This window comes from Rhizobium sp. RU33A (genome assembly GCF_900156055.1).
Taxonomy (GTDB): Bacteria; Pseudomonadota; Alphaproteobacteria; order Rhizobiales; family Rhizobiaceae; genus Allorhizobium.
Window position 1 is genome coordinate 623,169 of the sequence record NZ_FTMQ01000003.1, and the last position, 17,745, is coordinate 640,913.

Below are 17,745 nucleotides of genomic sequence, written 5' to 3' on the forward strand. Positions count from 1 at the left end.
CTCCTACGGTCCCTCCCGACCGGTGCCGACTGTATCACGCCATCATGATGCGGGAAGCCGCCCCACCTGCTCTTCCTCGGCAGGCCCGGTTGTGCTAGGTCAGGCCATGTCTATTCTGTCCAGCATCCTCTCCATTTTCACCGGTGGTTCCTCTTCCGAGACCGCTGCCAAGCCCTTGGCCGAGCCGCAGACCTACAAGGACTGCGTCATCCATGCCGAACCCATGCGTGAGGGCAGTCAGTACCGGCTTGCCGGGCGGATCGTCCAGACCGTGGATGGCCGGGTGCTCGAGCGCAAGTTCATCCGCGCAGACGTCTTCACCTCGCTCGATGATGCCCTCGACTGCACCTTCCGCAAGGCGCAGCAGATCATCGATCAGAACGGCCCTGCGCTGTTCGGTGATGGCGAGGAAACGCGCATCGTCTGATGATGCACTTTGATATCGCGAAGAAATGTTTCTTCGCGATCACAGAATGTTAATGATGCACCGCAACACTGCCCCCTGAGATATTGTCCGGGTTTTCCAGTGATCATTGCGTTTCGCTCCGTTTCATTCCTCGCTTTTCACGGCTTGGCAGCGACCCTCGTGTTGGGCGCAGCTTTCCCTGTTCATGCCGCTGATGCAGTGTCCGTTCAGGCGGCCAAGGCGTCCGCCGATCTCGCCTGGCTGATGGCCGCCGCCGGCATGGTGATGATGATGCAGGTGGGATTCCTGCTTCTTGAAGCCGGCATGGTGCGCTCGAAGAATTCCATCAATGTCGCCCAAAAGAACCTCCTGGATTTTGTCTTCGGCGTCGTCGGCTTCGCAGTCGTAGGTTTCATGCTCGCCTTCGGCCGCTCCGGCTTCCTGCCGGTCGGGCTCGATCCTGACTATTTCCTGCTGCAGGGCCTCGATAGCTGGCTCGCCGGGTTCTTCGTCTTCCAGGTGATGTTCTGCGGCACGGCGGCGACCATCGTCTCCGGTGCCGTCGCCGAGCGCATGACACTCTCGGCCTATGTTCTCGGGTCGATCATTCTGTCGACGCTGATCTATCCGATTTTCGTGCACTGGGTCTGGGGAACGGCGATCGGGCCGAACTCCGGGGCCTTTCTCGCCAATCTCGGCTTTGTCGATTTCGCCGGCTCCACGGTGGTGCATGCCACGGGTGGCTGGGTCGCACTTGCTGCCTGCCTGGTGATCGGCGCGAGACGCGGCCGTTTTGATGCCGAGGGGCGCCCGGTGCGTCTTGCCGGCAACAATCCGGTTCTGGCGACCACTGGGGGCCTCATCCTGTTTTTCGGCTGGATTGGCTTTAATGGCGGTTCCACCCTGGCAGCCAATGCGGATGTGGCGCCGATCATTCTCAACACCGTGCTGGCTGGCGGCATGGGCACCTGCGTCGGCTATGTGATCGGTGCGAGGCAAGATGGCGTTGTGCTGCCGGAAAAGGCGCTGTGTGGCATGCTGGGTGCGCTGGTCGCCGTCACGGCGGGCTGCCACCTGCTTGAGCCGGGTGGCGCCCTCCTCACGGGCGCGCTCGGCGCGATCGTCGCCATCGTCGGCAATCAATATCTCGAAGAGAAGCTCAAGGTCGACGATGCCGTCGGCGCCGTCGGCGTGCACACCTTTGCCGGTGTCGCCGGAACCGTGGCACTTGCGCTTCTGGCGCCGGTCGAACGGCTGCCGCTCGGTGGACGATTCGATCAGCTCTACATCCAGATCTTTGGCTCCGCGCTGAACTTCTACTGGGCCTTCGGCCTCGGCTATGCCTTCTTCTGGACGCTCGACAAACTCGTGCCGGTTCGCGTCACGGCCGAGGCCGAAGACATCGGCCTGAACGTCGCCGAACATGGGACGCGGCTCGGTGTCGGCCATGTCGAGGACGCTCTTTCAAAGCTCGTTTCCGGCAAAGCCGATCTGGGCGACCGGTTGCAGGTCGATCCGGGCGACGAGGCCGAGAAACTGACCCTGCTGTTCAACCACCTGATGGACAATATCCAGCAACAGGAACGCAATCGAAGTGCGCTCGAATCCCAGGTTCGCGACCAGGAAGAGGCGGAACGGGTGACGGCACTCGCCAACGCCACCTTTGAAGCGATCGTCATGCACGAAGGCGGCGTGATCATTGACGGCAATGAGCAGTTCGAGGTGCTGACGGGTCGCAAGATTGCAGATCTCATTGGCACGTCGATCCTCGATCTTGTCGATCAGACCGGGCGACGCATGCTGATCGAGGATCCCAATCCGGCGCCCGACGTGTCGCGAGAGTTCCAGATCGTCCGCGCCGACGGCTCAAGCATCCCGATCGAGGCTCGGGGGAGGAACATCGAATATCGCGGCCGACATATCCGGATCAGCTGCCTCGTCGATCTTCGCGAGCGCAAGGCCGTCGAGAGCCGCATGCGCCATCTGGCGCAGCACGATCCGCTGACGGGGCTTGCGAACCGTGCGCTGTTTACCGAAACGCTCGCCACCCATGTCAAACAGGCGAATGACGGGTGGGGTTGCGGGGTTCTTCTGGTCGATCTCGACCATTTCAAGGACGTCAACGATCTCTACGGGCACCCTGCTGGCGACGAGGTGATCAGAGAGACGGCGCGGCGTCTGTCCGAAGCACTCGGTCCCGCCGACATGGCGGCTCGCCTCGGCGGTGACGAGTTCGCGATCATCCTCGGCAATTGCCATTTCGAAGCGCAATGCGAAGATTTCGGCCGCCGCCTGGTCGAAGCCTTCCGGCAACCCTTCGATACCGGCCAGGGCGAACGCATCAAATGCGGTGTCAGCATCGGCGGTGCGCTTTGCCCGGAGCATGCGGGCGAGCTCGACGAGCTGATTGGCCGTGCGGATATTGCACTCTATCACGCCAAGAAATCCGGCCGGAACACGTTCCGTTCCTACCGCAAGGGCATGGACGAACTGATCGAGAAGCGACGTGCGCTCGAAGCCGATATCGAGCGCGGACTGGAGCGTGGCGAGTTCGAGCTCTATCTCCAGCCTCGGGTCTCGGCATCGGATGCTTTGATCGTCGGATATGAGGCGCTGGTGCGCTGGAAACATCCGGAGCGGGGAATGGTGCAGCCGGGTGATTTCATCCCCGTCGCCGAGGTGTCCGGCAAGATCATCGAACTGGGAGAATGGGTGCTGATCGAGGCCTGCCGTCTGGCAACTGCTTTTCCCGAGCATCTGCATATCAGCGTCAACGTCTCGCCGGTGCAGTTCCGTCATCCGCAGTTTCTGGAACGGATCGAAGCGATCCTGGATGCGTCCGGGGTTTCGCCGCATCAGCTGGAGCTTGAGATCACGGAGAGCGTGCTGATCGACGACGATCAACGGGCGCGCCTCATTCTCGGCCATCTGAAGACGCTTGGCTTGAGGATTGCGCTCGACGATTTTGGCACCGGCTATTCGTCGCTCAGCTATCTGAGCCGCTATCCCTTCGACGTGATCAAGATCGATCGCAGCTTCGTGTCTTCCCTCGGGACAGAGGAGACGGCCGATGCCATCGTCCGCACGATCATCGATCTGGGCAGCGGGCTCGGCATGCGGGTCGTGGCGGAAGGTGTGGAGACGGTGGATCAGGCTCGTTACCTGAGCGTCGCGGGCTGTGACGAGCTCCAGGGCTATCTGCTGGGCCGGCCGCAGCCGCTCGACAGCATCGCATCCGAGGTGAGCGCGGAGATTGTCTCCGAGCTGACCAGTGTCGCGCGGCTGGCAGCGCATCGCCACAAGCGCCTGTCCCGGACGGGGAGCGAGACAGGGCTTGCTCTGGCGGCAAACGGCAACTGAAGGTACTTGCCGTTTGCAGAAGTGGGGCGGCAGCGAGGCCGCCGCATTGGATCGTCAACGGATCAGGCGGCGCGCGCCAGTTCCTCGACCTTGGCCTTGGCAGAAGCCACAGCCTTTTCGGCAGCTTCCGGACCATAGGCGAGGCCTTCGACATAGACAGTCTCGACCAGCTCGATGCCGAGGAAACCGAGAACCGTCTTGAGGTAGGGTTCGGCATGGTTCATCGGGGCGCCGGGGCCGGACGAGTAGATGCCGCCGGCGGCGAGAACCAGATAGGCCTTCTTGCCCTTGGCGAGGCCGACCGGGCCGTTTTCCGTGTAGCTGAAGGTGAGGCCGGCACGCGCGATGTGGTCGATCCAGCTCTTCAGCGACGAGTAGATGTTGAAGTTGATGAGGCCGGTGCCGATGACGATCGTGTCGGCTGCCATCAGTTCGGCGACGAGCGCGTCGGAGATGGCAACAGAAGCGGTTTCTTCAGCTGTGCGTGCATCGGCCGACTTGCGGATCGCAGTGGTGAAAGCGCCGTCGACGTGGTCGAGCTGGGTTTCGACAAGGTCACGACGGACCAGCGTGCCGGTCTCGCCGGCGAACTTCTCGGCGAGCTCGGTGGCGATCGCGTTCGAGAGGGATTCCGAGCCGCGCGGGCTGGAGGTGACGAGAAGGATGGAAGACATGTGCAATTCCTCGAATGGTGGTGGGCCCTTGGGAGCAGGCCTGCCATGCATCTATGTCCGAGCACGCATCAATGAAACTGTGATAATCTAGATCGGTCATATCGAATAACTGGATGGATGCCCGATCGCATGGATGCCAATCCCACTCTCGACCAGTTGCAGGTCTTTCTCACCGTGGCTGACACCGGAAGTTTTTCCGCGGCCGCCCGCCAGCTCAATCGCGCCCAATCCGTGGTGAGCTATACGATCGGCAATCTGGAAAGCCAGCTTGGCGTGACGCTGTTCGAGCGGACCGGCACGCGGCAACCCAAGCTGACCGAAGAGGGCAGGGCCATGCTGACCGATGCCCGCCGCATCGTCGGCGATCTGCAGGTGATGCGCGCCAAGGTGCGCAGCCTGCATCAGGGGCTTGAGGCGGAGCTTTCGGTTGCCATCAGCGTGCTCGTCCCGACCGGCGCCATGCTGGCGGTGCTCCGCGAATTTCAGCGGCAGTTTCCGTCCGTTTCGCTGCGGCTGGAAGTGGGCGAACTCGGGCGGCTGGTCGAGCTGGTGATGAGCGGCAGGGCGACCATCGGCATCGGCGGTGCGCCGACCCGGCAGGACGACACGCTGATCGTCACCCGCATCGGCCACAATTTCCTGCTGCCGGCGGCGGCGGCCGACCATCCGCTGGCTCAGCGCAAGGCCACGCTGTCCCTGCAGGACGTGCGCGAGGAGACGCAGATCGTCGTCAGCGACGCCTCGGATCTGACATCGGGGCGTGATTTCAACGTCTTGTCGTTCAAGACCTGGCGCGTCAGCGACATGGCAACGAAACATCAACTGATCCGTGGCGGTCTCGGCTGGGGCGGGCTGCCGGCCTCGATCATCCGTGAAGACATGGCAAGCGGCCGGATCGTGCATCTCGATCTGCCGGCCTATGAGCAGGGGTCTTACAATCTCTACGCTATCAGGCGGACCGACAATCCGCCGGGGCCCGCCGGAAGCTGGCTGATCCGGGCCTTCGAGGAGCAGCTTTCAAATTGCCCCATGGATCTGGCATCCCCACCGCCACTTGCAACGGCAGTTTAAGGAATCGATTCAAAGTCTTGAATCGATTCCGTTCTCGGTGGGCCAATGTCATGGCTGTCTTGCTCAGAGCATCAGGCGGAACTTCGCAAATCCTTCCCCCGCTTCGCCGGCATCCTCGATCTGACCGCCCTTGAAATCGGCGAGGAATTCGCGTGCCTTCGGGCCGGTCTCGAAGGTCACGCTGGTCTCGCCGATCGGTGCAAAGGACCAGTTGCCGTCGGCTGACGGATTGATCATGCCCTGTTCGACGATGTAGCGAACGATGATGTCGCGGTTGGTATCCGGGCCGACGAAGATCACCTTGTCGGAGGCAATCTCCGGGAACTTGCCGCCGCCGCCGGCGCGGTAGTTGTTCGTCGCAACCGCAAAGGTCTGGCCCGGATCAATCGGCTTGCCGTCGAATTGCAGGTTGACGATGCGGCTTGATTCCGGATGGACGACAACGCCGTCCTTGTCGTAGCGGGCGGGCTTGGTGAGATCGATCTGATAGGTCACGCCGTCTATGACGTCGTAATTGTAGGACGGGAAATCCGGATTGATCAGGGCCGCGTCCTTCGCGCCCTTCTCGATCTGGTTGAAGATGCCGGCCGACATTTCCAGCCAGTTTTTCACCTGTTCGCCGGTGATCGCGACCGCCTGGATGGTGTTAGGATAGAGATAGAGATCGGCGACATTCTTGATCGCGATGTCGCCGGCCGGCACATCGGTGAAGTAATCGGCGCCGCCACGACCGCCGGCCTTGAACGGGGCCGCCGCCGACAGCACCGGCAGATCCTTGTGCGGGCCGTCCTTCAGCATTTCTCGGATGTACCAGGACTGCGCGATCGAGACGATCTGGATCGAGGGATCGTCGGCCACCAGCGCAAAATAGGAATAGAGCGGCGCAGACGACTTGCCGACGGGGGTGCGCACATAGTCAAGCGTCGCTTGGTGTTCGGCGGCAACCGAAGCGATGAGTTCCGGCTTGTCCTTGACATCGGCAACGACCTTGCGGTTGTCGTCGCGATGATAGATCGGGCGCGCTTCGCAGGTGAAGTCGACGATCTTCCAGCTCGCGCCGTCCTTTTCGAGAAGCAGGTCGATCAGCCCCATATGCGAGCCCCAGAAACCGGCCATGACGGCGGGCTTGCCGAGCAGCGTGCCCTTGACGGCGTCAGCACCCGGCACGTCGTCGAAGTCTTTGGGGCCGGGGAAGACAAGATGCTGGTGGCCGGTGAAGATCGCATCGATGCCTTCGACGCCTGCGAGATACAGCGAGGCGTTTTCCATGCCTTCTGTTTCGCCATTCCCGTCGATACCGGAATGGGAAAGCGCAATCACGATGTCGGCGCCGTCCTCCTTCATCTGCGGCACCCAGGCGCGGGCCGCCTGCAGGATGTCGCGGCTCATCGCCTTGCCCTCAAGGTTCTTCGCATCCCAGAGCATGATCTGCGGCGGCACGAAGCCGATGAAGCCGACCTTGATCGGGCTGGTGGCCCCGGATCCGTCGCGGATCTGCTTTTCGATGATGTGGTAGGGCTTGAAATAAAGCGGATCCTGCTTGGGATCCGCAGCAAGCTGCCCCTTGGTCAGGTTGGCGCAGACGAATGGGAATGTCGCGCCCGCCAGCGTGTTGAACATGAAGTCGAGGCCGTAATTGAACTCGTGATTGCCGAGCGTGCCGCAATCATAGCCGAGCACGTTCATCGCCTTGATCACCGGATGCAGGTCGCCGGGCTTCATGCCTTTCTGATAGGCCATGTAATCGCCCATCGGATTGCCCTGCAGGAAGTCGCCATTGTCGATCAGCATGGAATTGCCGGCCTCGGCGCGGATGGAATCGATCAGACTTGCGGTACGCGAAAGCCCCATCGTGTCGTTCGGCTTGTCGGCATAGTAGTCGTAAGGCATCACGTTGACGTGGATGTCGGTGGTCTCCATCAGCCTGAGATGCGCCTGATTGCCATTGGCGCGCGCCGCAAAGGGATGAAGCGTGATGAGCGCCGCGGAGGCCGCGACGCCGCTGAGGAAAGACCGGCGGGAAATCGGATGAAGATCGAGCAAAGACGGCATGAGGGCCTCGCGAAGAACGGGTTCTGAAAGCGACAGAGGTTAAGTCGCTTTCAAGATGCTTGCACCTGTAAAATGACAGGGGTGAGACGTTGCCGTGGCCGTGTCTAGCTCGGCACTAGGTTGCGGGGATCCCGATGAAAATTGCGAAAGTATGCGGTGACCTGCGCGACCGCATTGGTGGTCTGCTCGAATTCGAGCCCCATCTTGCCGGCGCGGTACCAGCGGACGGTGCATTCGATGTGACCGAGTTCGGCGCTGCTGACGGTAACAGTCGCGCCGCGCTTGGCTTCGATCCAGCCCTCCAGATGCAGGGCCATGCCGGTTCGGGAAATATCGAGAATACGTACGTTGAACTTCTGGCCGATGAATTCCAGCGTGCCCCTGATGTGACAGCGGATACGGTGGCTTCGGCGGCCGTCCGGATTGAGTTTGGCAGCAAGCATAAAATTGCGCTTCGTCAAATTGATGAAAGAAACGCAGAAAACCTCGGTCAGGCGCCTTAACGGCATCTGGCCAAGGTCATTAGAATGCGAGCGATCTCCTCAGGAGATTTTGGGTGTTTTGCCAGTTATGCGGGGTGTTTACCGTTAACTTCCGCTCGGCAGGGTCAGCCGCGCAGGACCGGCCGGACTTCCTGGTGGTAGTTGCGGAAATAGGCCGCGACCTTGGCGATCGAGTTGCTGTTCGGGCGGAACATGATGCCGATGCGGCCACCATAATTCCAGCGGACGACGCCTTCGAGATGGCCGATATCCTCGTTCTCGATGGTCACCTGGCTGCCGGCGGCGGCGGTCAGCTTGGTGGCGAGTTCCAGGGCGAGGCCGGTGCGAGAAATATTGATCACGCGCGCATCCGCCTGCTGCTGAAAATAGCGGATCTTGCTGTCGATCCGGCAGCGGTTGCGGGGTGATTTGCGAACATCCATACCGAGATTATTGCTCATGATGCCGTCCTGAAAGAAAAAGGAATGGCACGAGCCTACGACCGATCTGTGAGAATGGCCTAAATCAATTCATTAGGATTTTCAGGATCCTCGATCAAAGACCCACATTAGGGCGTTCGATCACTTCGCGCAGCGCAAAGCTCGAATTGATCTTCACCACATGCGGCAGCGCCGAGAGCCAGTCGCGGTGGATGCGCTCGTAATCCTCGAGATCCTTGGCGGCCACACGCAGAATGTAATCGTATTCGCCCGACATCAGATAGCACACAAGCACGTTCGGACAGCGCTTCACGGCGGCCTCGAATTCGGTCAGCGTCTTGGCGAACTGACCGGACAGCGAGATGTGCACGATCACCATCATCTTGTAGTCGATTGCCTTGTGGGACAGGCGCGCATGGTAGCCGCTGATCACGCCCGATTTTTCCAGCATGTCATGGCGCCGCGAGCAGGCGGATGGCGAGAGGCCCACCGTTTCGGCGAGCTCGGCATTGGTCATCCGTCCATTCTCCTGAAGCGCCTTCAGAATGGCACGATCGATGGCATCCAATTCCGCCATTCGTAGATTTCTCCGTTTTGCAGCTGTCTGACGCAAGAAGCTGCGAATTGTCTGATGTCCCAGGCTTCACTTTGCAAGGACATTTTGCGCGGAGAATGTTTGAATTTCCGTATCTGAAACAAAGCAGCTTCGGCTGCTGATAAAGGAGAGGAACGCTTCATGCGTGTCGGTTGCCCGAAGGAAATCAAAAACCATGAATACCGTGTCGGTCTGACCCCCGGTGCCGTCAGAGAATATGTGGCTCATGGCCATGATGTCCTGATCGAAACGGGAGCAGGCGCCGGGATCGGCGCAGACGACCACGCCTATATCGCCGCTGGCGCGAAGATCGCAGCCTCGGCCAAGGACGTGTTCGAAAAGTCCGACATGATCGTCAAGGTCAAGGAGCCGCAGCCCTCCGAATGGGTGCAGCTGCGCGACGGCCAGATCCTTTATACCTATCTCCATTTGGCGCCGGATCCCGAGCAGACCAAGGGCCTGCTCGAATCGGGCGTTACCGCCGTTGCCTATGAGACCGTGACCGACGAGCGTGGCGGCCTGCCGCTTTTGGCGCCGATGTCGGAAGTCGCCGGACGCCTGGCGATCCAGGCGGGAGCGACGGCCCTGCAGAAGGCCCATGGCGGCCGAGGCATCCTGCTTGGCGGCGTGCCGGGCGTGTTGCCGGCCAAGGTTACCGTCATCGGTGGCGGCGTTGTCGGCCTGCATGCGGCCAAGATGGCCGTCGGTCTCGGCGCCGACGTCACAATCCTCGATCGCTCGCTGCCGCGTCTACGCCAGCTTGACGACATCTTCGGCGGTCGCGTCCACACCGTCTACTCCACCATCGATGCCCTTGAGCAGGAAACCTTCTCCGCTGATCTCGTCATCGGCGCAGTCCTGATCCCCGGTGCTGCTGCCCCGAAGCTGGTTACCCGCGAGATGCTGTCCGGCATGAAGAAGGGCGCTGTCATCGTCGACGTTGCCATCGACCAGGGCGGTTGTTTCGAGACCTCGCATGCCACGACCCATTCCGACCCGACCTATGTCGTCGATGGCATCGTGCATTACTGCGTCGCCAACATGCCGGGCGCGGTTCCGATCACCTCGGCGCATGCCCTCAACAATGCAACGCTGGTCCATGGGCTGGCGCTTGCCGATCGGGGTCTGCGCGCGATTGCCGAGGATCGGCACCTGCGCAACGGTCTCAACGTTCACAAGGGCCGGATCACCAACAAGCCGGTCGCAGAAGCGCTTGGTTATCCGGCGCATGCGCCGGAATCCGTACTCAACGTTGCGTAAGGCTGCACTCTCCGGTCGCCTCACGCGGCGTCAGGTCCGCGAATGTAACGTGTAAAGCGGCCGATCCGGGCCGGCCTTCCCATCGGCCGGCCCGTTTTTTATGCCTAGATCAAGGCAGATCGGGCCGGCTCTTCGGCTCATGCATCGGGCAGCCGATCAAGGCGCTGCGCTTTGCCGCCGCCACCGGATAGACCTCCCTGCGGGCGCGCATGACATTGCCGAGAGGCCGATGCTGCTCGATGCCGCGCCAGGGACGGAAGGTCAGTCCGTCATCGACGGCACGCGAACGACCTTCCGACCAGCCCGTCTGCGGCGCAACACTGATGGTCGCGATCTCCAGATAGGGGCTGTCTTCTTCGGGCCAGACGACGGAGGCATCCTCGATCGGCTGGGTCTCGAGATTGCGACAGAGCTGCGCGCGCAGGGTCCATTCTCCGCCATCGCGCGCCATCACCTCGGCGACCGCTTCGCGCAGGACGTCAGGACCTTCGGATAGATCGATCCTGTCGTCGATCAGGCGCTTGAAGCTTTCGGACCGCGGCACGATGTCGAGCTTTGCCACATAGTCGCCGAAGCGTAAGGGAACCTGGGTGTAGTAGTGCTCGCCGAGTGGATGGGTCTCAGGATAGCCGCCCATTGCTTTCAGCGCCCCGGCATCCGCGCCCATGGCTTCAAGGCCCCGGACGATCGGTCTCAGGATCCAACTGAGCGCACTCTTGGCCCATTCGACCCGGTCGGTGGTGCGGGAAATCAACTTGAGGTTTTTGGCAAAACCTGCGGCATCCGGTGCAGCGAAAGCCGGCGCCGAGGCAAACAGGAAATCCTGCGTGAGATCGTCTTCGCTGCCCGGCAACCGCGTGCCCTCGACGTCGAAGAGCTTGATGGCGAAACCGCGCGGCAGTGAAACGCTGTCGCGCAAGGGATCGCCGGGAATGGTCGATATGCGGATGATCGCCGGATAGGTCCGCCCCGGTTCGGCGAAGATCCCCTGACGCAGTTCGGCCGAAAGATCCGAATGGACGGTGACGGAGGCTTCGAGCAGGGCATGGCTCTTGGCGTGCACGCTGCGTTGCGCATGCCCGAGATCTTCATGCGTCTTGCCGATGATGTAGAGCATGCTGTCCTTGATATCCTCGATCGCCTGCGTCTCGTCGGCGGAAGGGGTTTCAAGATCGGCATTGTAGCGAATGGGGGATTGATGTGGCATCGAGTGCTCCGTGGGGACGTGTTCCCGGGAGGGAACGCGGGACAAAGCCGCGTGTTCCTGCTGGAAATCGTCAATAGAGGCCGGAAGGTGCTTCGGTGGTCTGTGCGCGGTCGAACAGCATCCCTGGGCGATGCCTCTCCCGTCTTTCGGCCGATGCTTCCTGTCCAAAAATAGTGGTTCTACGCCCACCGCAGTTCGCGCTAGATATCTGGATAGTCAGAATCTCGGTTGCGGGGGGTAACATGGAATCGTTGAAGTCCGCCGTTGCGGCGGCACTGCTCATGACGTCGGCAATTCTGTTTGCTTCTCCTTCATCGCTGACGGCAGAGGAGTTGACTGCCGAACAGGTCGAGGAAGGCCAGCGTTTCGTCGTTAACAACGCCATCTTCATCCTGTTCCACGAGGCCGGCCATATGCTTGTTTCCGAGTTCAATCTGCCGGTTCTCGGCCGCGAGGAGGACGCTGTCGATGCGCTCTCCTCCGTGCTGCTGCTCGGTGCCGAGGACGAGGATCTGTATACGACCATGCAGGATGCCGCGGATGGCTGGTTCCTGCTCGACGAGGCGAAGGAGGATGGTCCGCAGGAAGATGATTTCATGGGGACCCATGGCCTCGATCGCCAGCGCGCCTATTCGATCGTCTGCATGATGACCGGGGCGAATGCGGAGTTCTTCGATGAGTTTGCCGACTCGCTCGAATTTCCCGAGGATCGTCGCGAAGAGTGCCTCTTCGAATATGCAAAAGCGCGCGACAGCTGGATGAGCCTGCTCGCCGACAACATGAAGGACGGCGCGAAGACGAAGTTCGAGGTCACTTACGAGCCTGCCGGCAATGAAGACCTGCAAGGCTTTGCCGACCTGCTGAAGGGCGCCGGTGCACTTGAGGCTGTCGCTACGGTCTTCGAAGATGGCTACAATCTGAAGGATGGCATCAAGATCACCGGCAAGACCTGTGGCACGGAAAACGCCTTCTGGTATGAAGGCGACCGCGAGATCACCTATTGCTACGAGATGGCGGCCTTCCATGCCACCCTGATCGCCAACTGGTTCGAGAACCAGACCGCTGGCGAAGAGCAGCCCGCCGGGGAGGACGTCGCCGACGAGACCTCCGAGGAAGAAACAGAAGCCACCAGTGTCAAACTGAAGCGGAAGGAATGAGCGACGGCATCAGCCGTCGCGCTTGATCAGGGCGAGCAGCTCCTGATCGGTCAGGGGATCGACCAGGGCGTCATAGGTGCCGACGGGCGAAAAGCCGAACTGCTGGTAGAGCTGCAGCGCGCGCGGATGGTCGAGCGAATTGGTGGTGACGGTGACTGTCTTCGGATTGCTCGCCCAGGCGGCATAGAGACACTGCAGCAGGAACCACTTGCCGATGCCGAGCCCCAGCGCATGTTCGAAGAGGCCGAAATAGGAGAGCTCGACGAGATCGTCGCTTTCCTGCGAGAGCTCGTAGAAGCCGGCCGGCGCGCCGTTCACATAGAGAACCGAAATCGACACCTTCTGTGCGTGGATGATCGCCTTCAGCTGCTCGTCGGGGAGACGTAGGCGCTCGTACCAGTGCCAGCGCGCGCCGACCTGGCGGTGCAGGAAACGGTAGAAGGAAAGCGGGATTTCATGCGTGCGCATGATTGCCGTCTGGATGTTGACCGGCACCGGAAGGCTGGATTTCGGCGGCGCCGTCATTTCGAGCCGTGTGACATGGGCGGTCAGCGGACCCGACGTCTTCGAGCCGAGCGATTCTGCGTCACCTGTAACGACAGGCGTATCGGTCTTCGAGCCCCATTCCGACCAGGAGCCGTCATAGAGCGAATTGTCGGTATGCCCCAGGCTTTCCAGCGCCAGCGTCACGACGGCTGCCGTCACACCTGAGCCGCAAGACGTCACCACCGGATTGTTGAGATCGATACCGGCACTGGTGAAGATCGAGCGCAGCGTGGCGAGATCCTTCAGGCGACCGTTTTCCGACAGCGATGATGCAGGCACGCTGCGTGCCCCGGGGATATGGCCGGATCGCATACCCTCGCGGGGTTCGGGTTCTTCGCCCGTGAAGCGCCCGGCCGGTCGGGCGTCGGCAATCTGCTTGTCGCCCTCGTCTGAAATCGCCGACATCTGGTCGAAGGAGGTAAGTCTCGAGCGATCGAACTGCGCCTCGAAGGTAACAGGTGCCGGTTCCGGCAGGTCGGTTTCGAGCTTTCGCCCTTCCGCCTTCCAGCCATCGATGCCGCCTTCAAGCACGTAGACGCGCCGTGCGCCCATGACGCGGAACATCCACCAGACACGCGGTGCCGAAAAGAAGCCCGGACCATCATAAACGACGATCGTGTCCTCGGCGGAAATACCGAGCTGGCCGACGGCCTGGGCAAAGAAGGAGGGTGAGGGGAGCGAATGGGGCAGGCCGGTGGTCGTGTCGGCGATCACGTCCTGATCGAAAAAGACCGCACCTGGAATGTGGCCGGAGGCATATTCGACGGCGCCGTTGCGGTTATGCGCCGGCAGATACCAGGAAGCATCGACGAGCTTGAAGCCGGGAGACCCGAGGTTCTTTTCGACCCAATCCGCCGAAACGACGAAACGGCTTCTTTCACCGGACATGCACTTCTCCCGTACGTTCCTATGGCTTAGGTCTCCGGGGCTCCAAAGCGAATGCGGAACCGGCGGTTCTCCTTGCCCTTCTTTTCGATCTTGGCGATATGAATCGCACCGACTTCCTGGGTCTCGGAAACATGTGTGCCCCCGCAGGGCTGACTGTCAACGGCGGAATGCTCGCCGATACAGACCAAAGACACCCGACCAAGGCCGACGGGCGGGCGGACATTCTTCGACTTGACGATGCCGGGATTGGCCGCGAGCTCCTCGTCGGTGATCCACTGGAGATAAACGGGGTGATTTTCGCCGACGAGCTTCATCAGGTCTGCCGTCACCTGATCCTTGTCGATCGTCTCTGACATGTCGAAATCCACGCGGCTTTCCTCCTCGCCGACGGCAGCCCCCGTGATCGGATAGGAGCAGACGACCGAGAGCAGATGGCAGGCGGTGTGCATGCGCATCAGCTTGTAGCGGCGCGCCCAGTCAACATGCAGAACGAGCTTTTCGCCTACGGAGGGAAGTGGCTCGCCGTCCAAAGGGCGGTGCAGGATGATGTCCTTGGTGGTGCCCTGGCGCGTTTCGGAAAGCTGAATGCGGCTGCCGTCTTCGCGCTCCAGAAAGCCGGTATCGCCCGGCTGGCCGCCGGATGCCGCATAGAAACAGGTCTGGTCGAGTTCGACCGCGCCGTCTTCATGCACTGATGTCACCACCGCCTCCGCCGTCGAGAGATAGAAATCGTCGCGGTAGAGGGCGATGGTGGTCATGGCTATGCTTTCAATAACAATCAGGCAGTTTCGAAAGGAAGATCGAAGGCGGGGCGCTTTTCCAGCCAGGCCGGGACCGGCAGACCCTTCGAGCGCAGGAAATCCGGGTTGTAGAGCTTCGACTGATAGCGGTTGCCGTAGTCGCAGAGGATCGTCACGATCGTGTGGCCGGGGCCGAGATCCTTGGCCAGACGCATGGCACCAGCAATGTTGATGCCCGAGGAGCCGCCGAGGCAGATGCCCTCGTTCTCGACGATGTCGAAGACGATATCGAGCGCTTCGGAATCGGGGATCTGATAGGCAAAATCGGGCTTGAAGCCTTCGAGGTTTGCCGTGATGCGACCCTGGCCGATGCCTTCGGTGATCGAGGAGCCCGAGGATTTGAGTTCGCCGTTCTTGTAGTACTCGAAGAGGGCTGCCCCTTCCGGATCGGCAAGACCGATCTTAACGGATGGCTTCATGTTGCGAAGGCCGATGCCGGTTCCAGCCAGCGTGCCGCCCGAGCCGACCGCGCAGATAAAGCCATCGACGGCGCCACCGGTCTGCTCGAAGATTTCTTTCGCCGTCGTTTCGATATGGGCGTCGCGGTTGACCGTGTTGTCGAACTGGTTGGCCCAGATCGCGCCATTGGGCTCGCTTTTGGCAAGCTCGGCTGCCAGTCGGCCGGAGATCTTCACGTAGTTGTTCGGGTTCTTGTAAGGCACCGCCGGCACTTCGACGAGCTCGGCACCGAGCAGCTTCAGCGCGTCCTTCTTCTCCTGGCTCTGGGTTTCCGGGATCACGATCACGGTGCGATAGCCAAGCGCCTTGGCAACGAGCGTCAGGCCAATGCCGGTATTGCCGGCCGTGCCCTCGACGATCACACCGCCGGGGCGCAACAGCCCGCGCCGCTCGGCGTCACGGATGATGAACAGCGCCGCGCGATCCTTCACCGACTGGCCGGGATTGAGGAATTCGGCCTTGCCGAGAATGGTGCAGCCGGTCGCCTGCGAGGCGCTCTTCAGCCGGATAAGGGGCGTATTGCCGATCGCCTCGAGCACGGAGGGGTGAAATGCCATGATGCCTGCCTTTTTTGTCTGACGCGGACACTAGAACCAAATGCGCGGGGAAGAAAACCGGGGGGGCACGCAATTTTGTCCTTCTGGACAAGATTATGCGGGCGGCGGTCAGCGCGAAACGTGAACCGGTCTTTTCCGCCTGGGGGCAGGCAAAGGCAAGGAATGGCTTTTCGCGTGGCGGCGGGGAGAAGGAAAATGCGTTCGGGACTAGGATCTGAGGGCTTCCGGAAAATCACAGGCCACGCCAAGAGGCATGAAGTGCTTCAGATTGGCGGTAATCACTGTCAGCCCGTAAGCCTTTGCTGTGGCGGCAATCAGGATGTCGGCGAACCCGGGATGTGCGCCGCTTGCGGTAGCGACATCGTCTAGCCCGCCGGCGATCCGGGCAACGATGGGGTCGACGGGCAAGATTCGGTCGCCGAAGGTTTCAGTGATGGTATCGAGCCAGTCGCTTAAGCGCTGTGACCGCTCGAAGCCGCCGCGACGATGCAATCTGCGCAGGCCTTTCTCGATCTTGGCCAGGGTGATGGCCGACACATAGAGTACTTCGCTCTGTTCCCGGAACCAAACTTTCACGGCTTCGGATGGCGCTTGCTTCCGGTCGGGCGAAAGGAGCGAGATGATGTTGGTGTCGATCAGGAAGCCGCTACTCAAGCTCGACGTCCCGCATGGGGGACGGGTTTCGGTCGAGATCGGCGGGCCCGGGATAAGACATCAGGAACTCGCCGAAGTTTGGCCTGGGCTTTGCCATCACCCTTTTCGCCGCCTCTCCCGCTTCGACGCTGACCAGCATGGCGGCCGGCTTGCCGTGGCGGGTGATCGTCACGAACTCGCCGTTGGCGGCTTCATCCACAAGGCTCGCGAAACCGGCCTTGGCATCGGCAACACTCTTGGTCGACACGTGGAGCTCCAAAAATGACTATTTATAGTCAATGTAGCTTTTCGTGGAGGTTTGAGCAAGCGGGAGCTTGGCAGGTGTCGGGGCCACACGCGACGAGAGCAGCAGCTACGGCTAGACCATCCAGTCAGACTCGAAACTTTGCCACATAATGCTCGGCAAGGTAACTTGAGATATGCCTACGCGTCGGAGTTTGCGACTTTGGACGGCGCCTGATCCGGCGCCTACGCCGCAGGTCGGCGCTCCTACTCATCGAACTCCGCTCTACTCCGCAGAGCACCAGCGGTAATGATCGGTCATTTCGAGATTTTCATTCTCGCGCTTCAGCACGAATTCGCGTTTGTTCAGCACTTCCAGCCGGCTCCTGTACTCCGTGACCGTTGTCGGCAGGATGCTCCAGGAGCGGTGATAATAGGAGCAGCTTTCGTCGAATTGAGAGAGGTTGCCGGAGTGGGTCACGTTGCTCAGCTTGCAAGTGGCCTTGGCGCTCTTCACGCCCTCTCCGTCATAGATGAACAGCATCGAACCCTTCGGATCACTGCACTCATGCTGGGACTGCACGTAGCGCCCGTGATCGATCGGCAGCAGGTCCTTTGCGAAGACGGGCGTGGCAAAGGCGGTTGCCAGCGACGCCAGGGCGAGGGGCGCGATCAGATTGGTGAAATGCATGCTTCTCAGTCTCGTGAGCTCGTATAAGTCGATGGGAACGCCTGGAGACCTACCGCAGTTTTTTAGCCGGGTCGATACAAGACAGGCGATATCAACCGGTTAGCGGTTGCGCCGGATTGTAGTGATTTCTTGGGCGGCCAAGCCAAGCTGTCGTCAACTGCTGCCGGTTGATGCTCCAGCTGGCCGGGTCAGGTCCGCCAGCCCAAGTGTGAATTGAGTGCAGG

The 17,745-nt window shown here is 61.0% G+C and carries 17 protein-coding genes; 5 read left to right on the forward strand and 12 right to left on the reverse strand.

Features of this window, described 5'->3' with window-relative positions; genetic code table 11:
• Positions 1-106 precede the first annotated feature (106 nt).
• A complete protein-coding gene (locus tag BW978_RS13980; RefSeq protein ID WP_076396010.1) occupies positions 107-427 on the forward strand; it encodes an HlyU family transcriptional regulator in 321 nt (106 codons plus the stop codon).
• Between the two features lie 99 nt (positions 428-526).
• Positions 527-3,766 (forward strand): ammonium transporter, encoded by a 3,240-nt coding sequence (gene amt / locus BW978_RS13985; protein WP_244551963.1) that lies wholly within the window; start codon positions 527-529, stop codon positions 3,764-3,766.
• Positions 3,767-3,828: 62 nt separating this feature from the next.
• Here the strand turns inward: amt and BW978_RS13990 are convergent, their stop codons facing one another.
• Positions 3,829-4,440, reverse strand: coding sequence for an FMN-dependent NADH-azoreductase (locus tag BW978_RS13990; RefSeq protein ID WP_076396012.1), 612 nt, complete (start codon positions 4,438-4,440; stop codon positions 3,829-3,831).
• 129 nt (positions 4,441-4,569) lie between these two features.
• Here BW978_RS13990 and BW978_RS13995 point away from each other — a divergent pair, with 129 nt between their 5' ends.
• Positions 4,570-5,511, forward strand: a complete 942-nt coding sequence (locus BW978_RS13995) for a LysR family transcriptional regulator (protein ID WP_076396014.1) — start codon at positions 4,570-4,572, stop codon at positions 5,509-5,511.
• A gap of 63 nt (positions 5,512-5,574) precedes the next feature.
• Here BW978_RS13995 and BW978_RS14000 read toward each other — a convergent pair whose 3' ends face one another.
• The 4 genes from BW978_RS14000 to BW978_RS14015 all read right to left on the reverse strand — a co-directional run bounded on the left by BW978_RS14000 (position 5,575) and on the right by BW978_RS14015 (position 9,062).
• Positions 5,575-7,563, reverse strand: coding sequence for a bifunctional 2',3'-cyclic-nucleotide 2'-phosphodiesterase/3'-nucleotidase (locus tag BW978_RS14000; protein ID WP_076396016.1), 1,989 nt, complete (start codon positions 7,561-7,563; stop codon positions 5,575-5,577).
• 104 nt (positions 7,564-7,667) lie between these two features.
• Positions 7,668-8,006 carry a PilZ domain-containing protein gene (locus tag BW978_RS14005; RefSeq protein WP_076396543.1) on the reverse strand — a complete coding sequence of 113 codons (339 nt, stop codon included), beginning with the start codon at positions 8,004-8,006 and terminating at the stop codon, positions 7,668-7,670.
• Between the two features lie 164 nt (positions 8,007-8,170).
• The gene (locus BW978_RS14010) at positions 8,171-8,506 is read right to left on the reverse strand and encodes a PilZ domain-containing protein (protein WP_076396018.1); all 336 of its coding nucleotides are present in this window, start codon (positions 8,504-8,506) and stop codon (positions 8,171-8,173) included.
• Positions 8,507-8,600: 94 nt separating this feature from the next.
• Positions 8,601-9,062: an Lrp/AsnC family transcriptional regulator gene (locus BW978_RS14015; RefSeq protein ID WP_054150114.1), complete on the reverse strand. Its 462-nt coding sequence runs from the start codon at positions 9,060-9,062 to the stop codon at positions 8,601-8,603.
• 159 nt (positions 9,063-9,221) lie between these two features.
• Between BW978_RS14015 and ald the strand changes: the two genes are divergently transcribed.
• Positions 9,222-10,340: an alanine dehydrogenase gene (ald, locus tag BW978_RS14020; protein WP_076396020.1), complete on the forward strand. Its 1,119-nt coding sequence runs from the start codon at positions 9,222-9,224 to the stop codon at positions 10,338-10,340.
• 109 nt (positions 10,341-10,449) lie between these two features.
• On the opposite strand, the gene BW978_RS14025 is transcribed toward ald, so the two are convergent.
• Complete coding sequence (locus BW978_RS14025; protein ID WP_076396022.1) at positions 10,450-11,547, reverse strand: catalase family protein; 1,098 nt, start codon at positions 11,545-11,547, stop codon at positions 10,450-10,452.
• Positions 11,548-11,789: 242 nt separating this feature from the next.
• On the opposite strand from BW978_RS14025, the gene BW978_RS14030 reads away from it, so the two are divergent.
• Positions 11,790-12,704: a DUF4344 domain-containing metallopeptidase gene (locus BW978_RS14030; protein WP_076396024.1), complete on the forward strand. Its 915-nt coding sequence runs from the start codon at positions 11,790-11,792 to the stop codon at positions 12,702-12,704.
• A 9-nt stretch (positions 12,705-12,713) separates the two neighbouring features.
• On the opposite strand, the gene sseA is transcribed toward BW978_RS14030, so the two are convergent.
• From sseA to BW978_RS14065, 6 genes are all read right to left on the reverse strand, one after another.
• Complete coding sequence (sseA, locus tag BW978_RS23935) at positions 12,714-14,138, reverse strand: 3-mercaptopyruvate sulfurtransferase (protein WP_076396026.1); 1,425 nt, start codon at positions 14,136-14,138, stop codon at positions 12,714-12,716.
• Positions 14,139-14,164: 26 nt separating this feature from the next.
• Positions 14,165-14,896 (reverse strand): alanyl-tRNA editing protein, encoded by a 732-nt coding sequence (locus tag BW978_RS14040; RefSeq protein WP_076396028.1) that lies wholly within the window; start codon positions 14,894-14,896, stop codon positions 14,165-14,167.
• Positions 14,897-14,916: 20 nt separating this feature from the next.
• Positions 14,917-15,954: a cysteine synthase A gene (locus BW978_RS14045; protein WP_076396030.1), complete on the reverse strand. Its 1,038-nt coding sequence runs from the start codon at positions 15,952-15,954 to the stop codon at positions 14,917-14,919.
• A 207-nt stretch (positions 15,955-16,161) separates the two neighbouring features.
• The gene (locus BW978_RS14055; RefSeq protein ID WP_076396034.1) at positions 16,162-16,608 is read right to left on the reverse strand and encodes a type II toxin-antitoxin system VapC family toxin; all 447 of its coding nucleotides are present in this window, start codon (positions 16,606-16,608) and stop codon (positions 16,162-16,164) included.
• The gene (locus tag BW978_RS14060; RefSeq protein ID WP_076396545.1) at positions 16,601-16,855 is read right to left on the reverse strand and encodes a type II toxin-antitoxin system Phd/YefM family antitoxin; all 255 of its coding nucleotides are present in this window, start codon (positions 16,853-16,855) and stop codon (positions 16,601-16,603) included. Before BW978_RS14060 ends, BW978_RS14055 begins: the two co-directional genes overlap by 8 nt.
• Before the next feature lie 261 nt (positions 16,856-17,116).
• Positions 17,117-17,521: a hypothetical protein gene (locus BW978_RS14065; RefSeq protein WP_076396036.1), complete on the reverse strand. Its 405-nt coding sequence runs from the start codon at positions 17,519-17,521 to the stop codon at positions 17,117-17,119.
• Between the last annotated feature and the right edge of the window lie 224 nt (positions 17,522-17,745).